11 protein-coding genes, 1 tRNA gene and 1 other RNA gene are annotated in these 9,959 nt (G+C 29.4%); 9 read left to right on the top strand and 4 right to left on the bottom strand.

Features of this window, described 5'->3' with window-relative positions; all coding sequences use genetic code 11:
• Positions 1-372 precede the first annotated feature (372 nt).
• The 3 genes from nadC to nadA are packed head-to-tail and all read right to left on the bottom strand — an operon-like array spanning position 373 to position 3,411.
• A complete protein-coding gene (gene nadC / locus RDX53_RS12940) occupies positions 373-1,215 on the bottom strand; it encodes a carboxylating nicotinate-nucleotide diphosphorylase (RefSeq protein ID WP_295677701.1) in 843 nt (280 codons plus the stop codon).
• Positions 1,208-2,500, bottom strand: a complete 1,293-nt coding sequence (locus RDX53_RS12935) for an L-aspartate oxidase (RefSeq protein ID WP_195931182.1) — start codon at positions 2,498-2,500, stop codon at positions 1,208-1,210. The genes nadC and RDX53_RS12935 overlap by 8 nt, the downstream gene beginning before the upstream one ends.
• A gap of 2 nt (positions 2,501-2,502) precedes the next feature.
• On the bottom strand, positions 2,503-3,411 hold the full coding sequence (gene nadA / locus RDX53_RS12930) for a quinolinate synthase NadA (RefSeq protein ID WP_195931184.1): 909 nt from the start codon (positions 3,409-3,411) through the stop codon (positions 2,503-2,505).
• Between the two features lie 233 nt (positions 3,412-3,644).
• Between nadA and RDX53_RS12925 the strand changes: the two genes are divergently transcribed.
• The 8 genes from RDX53_RS12925 (at position 3,645) to RDX53_RS12890 (ending at position 8,290) form a co-directional block, all read left to right on the top strand.
• On the top strand, positions 3,645-4,157 hold the full coding sequence (locus RDX53_RS12925) for a transcription repressor NadR (RefSeq protein WP_195931186.1): 513 nt from the start codon (positions 3,645-3,647) through the stop codon (positions 4,155-4,157).
• A 161-nt stretch (positions 4,158-4,318) separates the two neighbouring features.
• The gene (locus RDX53_RS12920) at positions 4,319-4,771 is read left to right on the top strand and encodes a nucleoside deaminase (protein ID WP_307994299.1); all 453 of its coding nucleotides are present in this window, start codon (positions 4,319-4,321) and stop codon (positions 4,769-4,771) included.
• Positions 4,772-4,773: 2 nt separating this feature from the next.
• Positions 4,774-4,865, top strand: a tRNA-Ser gene (locus tag RDX53_RS12915).
• Between the two features lie 30 nt (positions 4,866-4,895).
• Positions 4,896-5,159, top strand: an RNA gene (ffs, locus tag RDX53_RS12910) — signal recognition particle sRNA large type.
• A gap of 254 nt (positions 5,160-5,413) precedes the next feature.
• On the top strand, positions 5,414-7,060 hold the full coding sequence (gene dnaX, locus RDX53_RS12905) for a DNA polymerase III subunit gamma/tau (RefSeq protein WP_195931189.1): 1,647 nt from the start codon (positions 5,414-5,416) through the stop codon (positions 7,058-7,060).
• Positions 7,061-7,120: 60 nt separating this feature from the next.
• The gene (locus RDX53_RS12900; RefSeq protein WP_007285682.1) at positions 7,121-7,465 is read left to right on the top strand and encodes a YbaB/EbfC family nucleoid-associated protein; all 345 of its coding nucleotides are present in this window, start codon (positions 7,121-7,123) and stop codon (positions 7,463-7,465) included.
• A 12-nt stretch (positions 7,466-7,477) separates the two neighbouring features.
• Positions 7,478-8,077 carry a recombination mediator RecR gene (gene recR / locus RDX53_RS12895; RefSeq protein WP_195931190.1) on the top strand — a complete coding sequence of 200 codons (600 nt, stop codon included), beginning with the start codon at positions 7,478-7,480 and terminating at the stop codon, positions 8,075-8,077.
• Positions 8,078-8,086: 9 nt separating this feature from the next.
• Entirely contained in the window at positions 8,087-8,290 is a 204-nt protein-coding gene (locus tag RDX53_RS12890; RefSeq protein ID WP_295677697.1) for a hypothetical protein, read from the top strand.
• 77 nt (positions 8,291-8,367) lie between these two features.
• On the opposite strand, the gene RDX53_RS12885 is transcribed toward RDX53_RS12890, so the two are convergent.
• A complete protein-coding gene (locus tag RDX53_RS12885; protein ID WP_295764061.1) occupies positions 8,368-9,534 on the bottom strand; it encodes a glycosyltransferase in 1,167 nt (388 codons plus the stop codon).
• 152 nt (positions 9,535-9,686) lie between these two features.
• Here RDX53_RS12885 and RDX53_RS12880 point away from each other — a divergent pair, with 152 nt between their 5' ends.
• Complete coding sequence (locus RDX53_RS12880; RefSeq protein WP_195931194.1) at positions 9,687-9,917, top strand: glutaredoxin family protein; 231 nt, start codon at positions 9,687-9,689, stop codon at positions 9,915-9,917.
• The last annotated feature ends 42 nt before the right edge of the window (positions 9,918-9,959 follow it).

Below are 9,959 nucleotides of genomic sequence, written 5' to 3'. Positions count from 1 at the left end.
AGCGCTGATGGTACTTGGTGGGCAACCGCCTGGGAGAGTAAGACGTAGCCACGTAGTCTTTTTTTATTTAATGAATTACATAGTCATTACAACTAGATAAGTTCATTATTCATTTTAAATAAGCATAGCACCTTTCATTAGGATACAAAAACCATTCTCTCTTAGTAGCAGAGAATGGTTTTTTATTTATATTCTATTTAATAATAAAAAGAAGATGATAATACTAGTAAAATACGAACAAATTTAAGTAAACTATAAAAATAACCACGCCTTAAAATTCAACATCTTGAAAATACTAAGGAGTGGTTATCTTTATGCCATGCTTATCACGTAGAAAGTTAACACAGCTTTAAATTAATATAATACTTTCTACTAATTTAATGGTTTAAGGTTTTTCATACTTAAATCTAGTATTTTAGCTGAGTGAGTTAATGCTCCTACAGATATAAATCCAACGCCTATTTCAGCGATAGATTTTATTGTTTCTAATGAAACATTCCCTGAAAATTCTATTTGTGCTTTGTTTCCTATTAGTGAAACTGCTTCTTTAGCAGTATCTAAATCCATATTATCAAGCATAATTATATCAGCTTTTACATCTAATGCCTCTTTAACCATATCTAATGTTTCTGTTTCGACTTCTATTTTTCTTACAAAAGAGGAATTTTTTCTAGCTAAATTAACTGCATTAGTTATTCCTCCAGCAGCGTCTATATGGTTGTCTTTTAACATAACTCCATCAGATAAATTGAATCGATGATTGTGTCCACCACCAACTTTTACTGCATATTTTTCTAATAATTTTAAGTTAGGTGTTGTTTTTCTAGTATCTAATAGTTTTGCATCAGTATGTTCTATTTCTTTTACAAATTTATTAGTTAATGTTGCGATACCACTCATTCTTTGAAGAAGATTAAGGGCAACTCTTTCACCTTTAAGTATATTTCTAGTATTTCCTTTAAGTTCGGCTATTTTTTCTTTTGGATAAACTCTATCCCCATCTTTTTTCCACAAATCCACAGATACATCACCTAAGATGTGAAAAACTCTAGCAAAAACATCTAATCCAGCTATAATACCTTCTTCTTTACAAAGAAGATCAACCGAAGATATGCTATTTTCTGATACTATAGAATTTGTTGTTATATCTTCGTTTGGAATATCTTCAATAAGTGCATCTTTTATTATTTTGTCTACAATTAAAAAGTTAATCATCTATTCTACCACCTTGTCCTTTAATTGCTGCTACAACTAATTTTTTATTTTCTTCTGCTATTTCATCCACTGTTTTTTCTAATTTATCAACAGATTTTGTGATTAATTCTATCTCATCTATTGAATTATTTATAATATTGGCAGCTCTTTGTGAGAATACTAATCCTTCTAATAATGAGTTACTTGCCAATCTGTTAGCACCATGAATTCCAGTACAACTAGTTTCACCTACAGCGAACAGGCGATCTAATGATGTTTTACTATTAGTGTCTACTTTTATTCCTCCCATAAAATAATGTTGAGCTGGAGAAACTTTTATTGGTTGTTTTGTTATATCAGTTCCTTTTTCAAGACAACTTTTATAAATTAATGAAAATCTATTTTTTATATAGTCTGAATCTAAAAAACTAATATCTAATAAAACATATGGTGTATTTGTCTTTTCCATTTGTTCAAAAACGGCTGCTGAAACAACATCACGTGGTAATAATTCATTTACAAATCTTTCTCCATTTACGTTTGTAAGAATACCGCCTTCACCTCTAACTGATTCTGAAATTAAAAATCTTCTTTCATCTTCAGTTTCATCATAAAATGCAGTAGGATGTATTTGTATATAATTAATATCTTTAAGTTCAATATTATGTTTTAATGCTGTGGCAAGTCCATCTCCTTTTAGAATTCTTTGACTAGTAGAATTTTTATAAAGCCCTCCAATTCCACCACAAGCTAAAATTACATATTTAGCAAATACGTTTATTTGTTTATTGTCTTTTAAAAGTATAGCTCCGATGCATTTATCATCTTCTTCTATAATATCTACAAAAAAAGTATCTTCTGAAACAGTTATATTTGGTTTAGAAAGTATATTTTCTATAAGTGTTTTCTCAACATCTTCTCCTGTGTGGTCATTAGTATGTACTATTCTATTTACACAGTGAGCACCTTCTTTTGTGTAATCCCAGTCTCCGTTTTCATCTAGGTCTAGTTTCATACCTAATGAAACTAATTCCTCTACATTTTTTATAGATTCAGAAGTTAATACTTTTACAGCTTCTAAATCATTTTTATATTGTCCTGCTTTTAATGTATCTTCTATAAAATCAGGAATATCTTCTTTATTTCTAGCAACAGAAATTCCACCTTGTGCTAGATATGTATTTGTACAGTCTATTTTCCCTTTTGAAACTACTAAAATATCTAAATCACTACTTAAATTAAGAGCACTGTATAAACCAGAAACTCCAGACCCAATTATTAAGACATCTACGTTTTTATTTTTCATAATTAATTCCCTAATTTATGCATATTTTCTAGAGAAGTTAATGCTTTTTGGCGTATTTCTTCGTCTAAAACAACTTCTTCTCTTTTTCCATCTAGTGCATCATAGATATCTTGTAAAGTAGTTTTTTTCATATTTGGGCATACCATCATTTCAGGGAAATAGAATTTTTTATTTGGATTTTTCTTTTGAAGTTGATGTAGTACACCTTCTTCAGTAGCTATTATAAACTCGTTATCTTCGCATTTAGTGGCATAATCGATTATACCGCTTGTACTTCCAAGATAATCGCTTAACTCTCTTACTTCTTTAGAACATTCAGGATGGGCTAAAACCTTTACATTTGGATGTTCTTGTTTTGCATTTAGAACATCTTCAGCTGTGATTCTGTGGTGTGTAGGGCAGAAACCTCTCCATAAAATAAATTCTTTTTCTGGGAAGAATTCAGCAATATATCCACCTAAGTTTTGATCAGGTAAAAATAATATTTGTTTATTTGGTATATTGTTCATTATATTTAAAGCGCTAGATGATGTAACAGATGCATCGCAAAGAGCTTTAACTTCGTAAGATGAATTTATGTAACAAACTTTAAATGCATCAGGATATTTTTTTATCATTTCTTCAACATCTTCAACTTCAGCCATATCAGCCATTGGGCAACCTGCATTTGGAGCTGGTAAAATGACTGTTTTATCTGGTGATAATACTTTTGCACTTTCAGCCATAAATTTAACTCCACAGAAAATAATTAAATCTTCTTTTGCATCACGAGCAACTTGACTTAAGTAATAAGAATCTCCTACATAGTCTGCAATTTCTTGTACTTCAGGAATTTGATATAAATGTGCTAATATTATAGCGTTTTTTTCTTTTTTTAATTTTAATATCTTTTCAGATAGTTCATTCATCATAATGGACCCCTTTATCATATAAAGTATTTACAGGTGTAATTACACTTGTGATAACAATTATAGCACCACATAATTTAGTATTCAACAAAAAATAATAGTTAAATTTTTAATTTTATTTAGGCAGATTGTATACATTCACTTAAAAAGTTAGCAATTGATTTTTTTAAAAAAAGTATATAGAATAAATTAAAGATGATGAAAAACAAAATAATAAAACAAGAAGAAGGTGCGAAATGAGCTCAAACGAAAGAAGAGAAAAGTTATTACAAATTCTAAAAAAGTCTGATAAACCTGTAAAAGGAAGTGAATTATCAGCAGAACTTCAAGTTAGTAGACAAGTTGTAGTAAAGGATATAGCACTTTTAAGAGCATCTGGATTAGAAATTATAGCGACATCTAATGGATATATTGTTTTGGATTCTGTAAAAAATGAATTTAAGATAAAGTGTAAAAATCATAATTCTGATGATGAACTTTATGATGAATTACAAACTATAATTGATTTAGGTGGAAAGGTAAAAGATGTTATAGTGGAACATCCTACATATGGAGTTTTAAAAGCAGACCTAAATGTAGCTACAAATAGAGATTTAAGAAATTTCATGCAGAAAGCAGCGACAAACGAGTTTAAACAGTTGTCAGTTTTATCTCCAGATTATCATATTCATACAATTGAAGTGGACAATGATGAAATATTTGAAGAAATACAAAAAGAATTAAAGTTGAAAAATATTTTATTTGAGTAAATAAACAAAGCGAGGGACTTATATTTAATAAGTCCTTTTATAGTTTAAATTGAAATATTTGTTTAAAAAGGTCAATTAAAATAAAATTTTGCAGGAAAAAATAAGTTGAATTATAAAAAAAGTTGTGTTAATATTAATATGTTATATGTTTAGGAGGAAATATGGAAAAAACATTTTTTATGAATGAGGCAATATCTGAAGCCAAGAAAGCATATGATAAGGGTGAAACACCTATAGGCGCTATAATTGTTAAAGATAATAAAATTATCGGTAGAGGACATAACTTAACTGAAACTCTACAAGACTCTACAGCACATGCTGAAATGCTAGCAATAAAAGATGCAGCAAATACATTAGGTGGTTGGCGACTTATGAATTGTGATTTATATGTTACTATGGAACCTTGCATTATGTGTAGTGGAGCTATTGTAAATTCAAGAATAAAAAATATAATAATAGGAACTAAACATATTAAAAACGCGAATATAGAAAAACAACACACATTTAAGATGGAGTACTTTAAAGATAGTCGTGTAAATGTTGAGTTTGGAATTATGGAAGACGAGTGTTCGGTCATTTTGCAAAGATTTTTTAAAGACTTAAGGAAAAAATAACTGGAGAGATGGTCGAGAGGACGAAGACGCTGGCCTGGAAAGCTAGTATGCATGTAAAAATGTATCGTGGGTTCGAATCCCACTCTCTCCGCCAAGAGGAACATTAATTTCGGTTACAACTTTGCTGTACTAGATGGGGAAGTAGCGGTGCCCTGTAACCTGCAATCCGCTATAGCAGGATTGAATTCCATCTAGAGGCTACTACTTTGTGGAGCTGCCCGGAGCAAGTGGTGTTGACGTTTAGGTCCCATGCAATGTAAGCCCATGAACCCTGTCAGATCCGGAAGGAAGCAGCAGTAAGTGGTTACTGCATGTGACGTGGGAGTGCCTAAGCCGAGCTAACTACTTCGGTAACGTCTGGGAAGTATAGTCAATAGATGGTGTACAGCATTTTAATATATAAAACAAATCCCTTTTTGAGGGATTTTTATTTTGTAAATCTTTTCAGAATAAAGGATATAACCCCCTTTATTATACTTGGAAAGATTTTTTTATTATCTATAAAAATAAAAATTATATAATTTGATTTATGGCAATTGGGAAAGGTGTTTAAATTAGAGTATTTTTATGTATTTAATGATATAATAATTAAAGAAATTGTCTAAAATAAAAACAGTATTTGGAACAAAGGGGATGATAGATATGCATAAGGCGTTGTACAGAGTATATAGACCAAAGAACTTCAGCGATGTAGTAGGTCAAGAACATATAGTTAGAACTTTAAAAAATCAGATAGAAAGTAATAATGTAGGTCATGCATATTTATTCTGTGGGACAAGAGGTACAGGTAAGACATCTACAGCTAAAATATTTTCTAGAGCAGTAAACTGTACTAATTTACACAATGATGAACCTTGTAATGAATGTGAAAGTTGTAGAGATATTTTAGAAGATAAAACAATGGATGTAGTTGAAATAGATGCTGCTTCAAACAATAGTGTAGACGATATAAGAGAATTAAGAGAAAATGTAAAATATTCTCCAGCTAAATCTAAATATAAAGTATATATCATAGATGAGGTTCATATGCTATCACAAGGAGCATTTAACGCACTTCTAAAAACATTAGAAGAGCCACCATCATACGTAATATTCATACTTGCGACTACAGAACCACATAAAATACCTGCAACAATATTATCTAGATGTCAAAGATTTGACTTTAAAAGAGTTACAGTAAAAGATATTTCATTAAGAATGAAATATATATGTGAAAAAGAAGGTATAGATGCTGATGAGAAAGCATTAAATTTAATTGCAAGGAATTCACAAGGTGCACTGAGAGATGCACTTAGTATATTAGACCAATGTATATCTTTTGAAGGACATACTATACGTTATAATGATGTAATTGAACTTTTAGGAAGTGTAAATATAGAGCAGTTATTTGACTTAGCTGAATCTATAATAAAAGAAAATACTAAAAAATCACTTCAAATATTAAATGATTTTATTATTTGGGGGAAAGATGTAAGAAATTTAGTAAACGATTTAATAGATCATTTTAGAAACTTAATGGTATGTAAAATATCAAATGATTTAGATGAAATAATATCACTTCCAGAAGAAACTATAGATTTACTAAAACAACAAGCTGAAACTATAGACACTAACAACTTAATAAGAGTTTTAAATATATTATCAGAAGCTCAAGATGGAATGAAAGTATCATCAAATCCAAGGGTTCTAATGGAAGTAACTATGATGAAGATAGCACAACCTATGTTTGATGATAGTAAAGAAGCCTTATTAAAGAGAATAGAAAACTTAGAGCAAAAAATAGAATCTGGAAATATAAAAGTTAATCACATATCCACAAATCAAACAGTGGATAACTCTAATAAAAATGAAAAAGTTGGGAACAATACGCTTGAAACATCACACGAAGAAGATGTAGAATATGAAAACTTAAAGAGTGATGATGTTAAGTTAATACAAAAATCATGGAAAAACATCTTACAAAAAATGAAGGAGGACAGACAGCAGATAACTAGGGCCTTACTTCAAGATGTAGATAGTTTTAATATAGCAGATGATATTTTATACATTATATTTACTGACAATTACTCATTTGCTAAAAATAAATTAGATTCACCACAAACTATACAATACGTAGAAAAAGTTATAAGAGAAGTATTAAACAGGAACTTTAACGTAAAAATTGTATTTAAATCTCAATTATTAAATTTAAATACTGAAATAAAAAAAGAGGATAAAGGTGAACAAATATTAAAAGATATAGTAAGTGAAGATATATTAGAAGTAAAAGATAGTATTGAAAAAAGCTAAAATAAATGATAAAAATTATATTATAAAATAATGATAAATTTCTTAAGGAGGAATAAATAAATGGCTAAAAAAGGATTTGGCGGAGGAATGATGCCAGGTAATATGAATCAAATTTTAAAACAAGCTCAAAAAATGCAAGATAATATGCAAAAAATGCAACAAGAATTAGAAGCTAAAGAGTTTGAAGTATCTGTAGGTGGAGGAGCTGTTACTGTTAAAGTTAATGGTAAAAAAGAAGTTTTAGATGTAACTATGAAACCAGAAGTAGTAGATCCAGACGATATAGAAATGTTACAAGACTTAGTTATAAGTGCAGTAAATGAAGCATTAAGAAAGGTAGACGACGCTCAATCATCTCAAATGAGTAAAATGACTGGGGGAATGAACATACCAGGTTTATTTTAGTAGGTGATAATAATGCAATATTATACAGAGCCTATAAGTAGGCTTATCGAAGAATTTTCAAAACTTCCGGGAATAGGAAAGAAAACGGCTCAAAGATTGGCCTTTCATGTAATTAACATGAATAACAATGATGTAGAATCACTATCAAAAGCAATTTTAGATGCAAAAAGAGAAATCAAGTACTGCTCTATATGTTGTAACATAACTGATAAGGATCCATGCAGCATGTGCTCTAACCCAAATAGGGATTCAAGCGTAATATGTGTTGTAGAGGACCCTAGAGATGTAGCAGCTATGGAGAAGATAAGAGAGTTCAAAGGACAATACCATGTCCTAAATGGAGTAATTTCTCCAATGGATGGTATAGGACCAGATATGATAAATATAAAAGAACTTATACAAAGATTAGGAAACCAAGATGTAAAAGAAATAATCATGGCAACAAACCCAACTATAGAAGGAGAAGCTACAGCTATGTATATAGCTAGACTTATCAAACCAATGGGTATAAAAGTTACTAGAATAGCTCATGGTCTACCTATAGGTGGGGATTTAGAATATGCAGATGAAGTTACTATATCTAAAGCCTTAGAAGGAAGAAGAGAAATATAGAGGTGTAAAATGAAAACAACTGTAGATTTTGAGGAACATGCTGTCGATAAAGAAAAAAGACAGAAAAAAATTGAATCTAAAAAAAGAGATAAAGTAAAAAGTACTGGTAAGAAAAAAATACACTCTGTAAAAGATAACAGAAACAGTGCATTTAGAAACAACTATAAACACTACCAGTATGATTACGAAGAAGATTTTTATGAACCTTATTAAATCAAAATATGATTGTCTATGCATTATAAAATTAGCCAACTCTTATGAGTTGGCTTTATTATTTATATGTAACTAAATTAATAACCAAGTATATTTGATACTAAATTGGCAATATCTTCAGCAGTATTTTGTTTTTTGACAGATTTAATATTATTTTTTAATAATTCCATTCTCATAGGATTATCAATAAGAACTTTTAATAATACAGAAATAGTAAATTTCTTAGAGGTTCTTAATGCAGCTCCACAATTTGAAAGGAAATCCATATTTTCTTCTTCTTGACCAGGAATATAATAAGGAATTATCATAGGTAATTCTTTTAATAGACATTCAGTTGTAGTTAGTCCACCTGGTTTTGAAACTATAATGTCTACAGCTGATAATATATCATTCATATCTTGAGTAAATCCAAGTATAGAAATATTTTTATCAATAGTATATTTTTCTAATGATTTTTCTAGTTTTTCTTTTAAAGTTTCATTTCTACCAGTTATAACAATTATTTGGAAGTCCCTATCTATTTCTAATAATTCTTTTAAAGTGTCTTTTATATTTCCTGCACCAAAGCTACCACCCATTAGTAATACAGTAAACTTATCTGGAGCTAGGCCAAGTTCTTCAAGAACAACACTCTTTTCTCTATGCTCTAAGAATGACTTCTCAACAGGGATACCATATGGTTTTATTTTATCACCATCTACACCTTCAGAAATTAATACTTCTTTTACATATTCATCCCCAGCAATATAATAATCAATTTCATCCTGAATATATGTTGAATGTGCCGTATAATCAGTTAAAACCGATATAAGTGGTGGAACAAAGAAGCTATTAAAAGCATTTCGATAAGGATATTTCTTTTTAAGTGTACTCAAAGCAATCATAGGGAATGGATGAGTTCCAATAATTAAATCAGGTTTACGTTCTTTTAATAATTTTTTTAACTTTGAAGCTAATAATGTATTAAATAAGTTACCTTTATACTCATGTTTAGAGACAATATTTGCATCTGACATTTTATATACACCGCCCCATGCTTTAGGTGTATATTTAGCTGATTTTTCATAACCACTAGAAATAATCTTGTCCATTGTTGTATTTATTAACTTTAAACTATCTATAATTTCACAAGTAATATGTTCACCATCGATGCATTTTTTTTCGATTTCATCCTTCATGGCTTTGGCTGCCCTATTATGACCACCACCAGTAGAGGCTGACATAATTAGTACCTTCTTTGACATTACAAATAACCTCCTAAATATTTTGATCGTATTGCTTTATTTTTATAAATTATGTACTATTAATTATAATTTTATAATTAGCAATACATATTAATTTTATAATATGTAGAACTGAAAATAAAGTAAAATCGAGAAAGAAGGAGTTGAGTAGAGTGAAGAATATAGAAATGTATACTAGTGATACATGTCCAAATTGCACAAAACTAAAAGAATATTTAAAACAAAATAATATAGAATATGTAGAATATAATATATCTAAGAGTTCAGAACATAAAAGAAACCTAATAAAAGAGGGGTTTCTATCAGTACCAGTAATGAAAATAGACTCTGATTATGTTTTAGGATTTGATGTACCGAGAATAAATCAATTACTAAATTTATAAAATAATTAAAATTTGATTATACAAAATTAATAATTATATATA

The organism is uncultured Intestinibacter sp., from assembly GCF_902468165.1.
GTDB lineage: Bacteria > Bacillota > Clostridia > Peptostreptococcales > Peptostreptococcaceae > Intestinibacter.
This window is presented reverse-complemented; position numbering and strand designations above follow the sequence as displayed.

Coding starts and splice junctions, on each gene's coding strand:
- nadC (WP_295677701.1), bottom strand. CDS start 1,215: ATGATTAACTTTTTAATTGTAGACAAAATAATAAAAGATGCACTTATT.
- dnaX (WP_195931189.1), top strand. CDS start 5,414: ATGCATAAGGCGTTGTACAGAGTATATAGACCAAAGAACTTCAGCGAT.
- nadA (WP_195931184.1), bottom strand. CDS start 3,411: ATGATGAATGAACTATCTGAAAAGATATTAAAATTAAAAAAAGAAAAA.
- recR (WP_195931190.1), top strand. CDS start 7,478: ATGCAATATTATACAGAGCCTATAAGTAGGCTTATCGAAGAATTTTCA.
- RDX53_RS12900 (WP_007285682.1), top strand. CDS start 7,121: ATGGCTAAAAAAGGATTTGGCGGAGGAATGATGCCAGGTAATATGAAT.
- RDX53_RS12935 (WP_195931182.1), bottom strand. CDS start 2,500: ATGAAAAATAAAAACGTAGATGTCTTAATAATTGGGTCTGGAGTTTCT.
- RDX53_RS12885 (WP_295764061.1), bottom strand. CDS start 9,534: ATGTCAAAGAAGGTACTAATTATGTCAGCCTCTACTGGTGGTGGTCAT.
- RDX53_RS12920 (WP_307994299.1), top strand. CDS start 4,319: ATGGAAAAAACATTTTTTATGAATGAGGCAATATCTGAAGCCAAGAAA.
- RDX53_RS12925 (WP_195931186.1), top strand. CDS start 3,645: ATGAGCTCAAACGAAAGAAGAGAAAAGTTATTACAAATTCTAAAAAAG.
- RDX53_RS12890 (WP_295677697.1), top strand. CDS start 8,087: ATGAAAACAACTGTAGATTTTGAGGAACATGCTGTCGATAAAGAAAAA.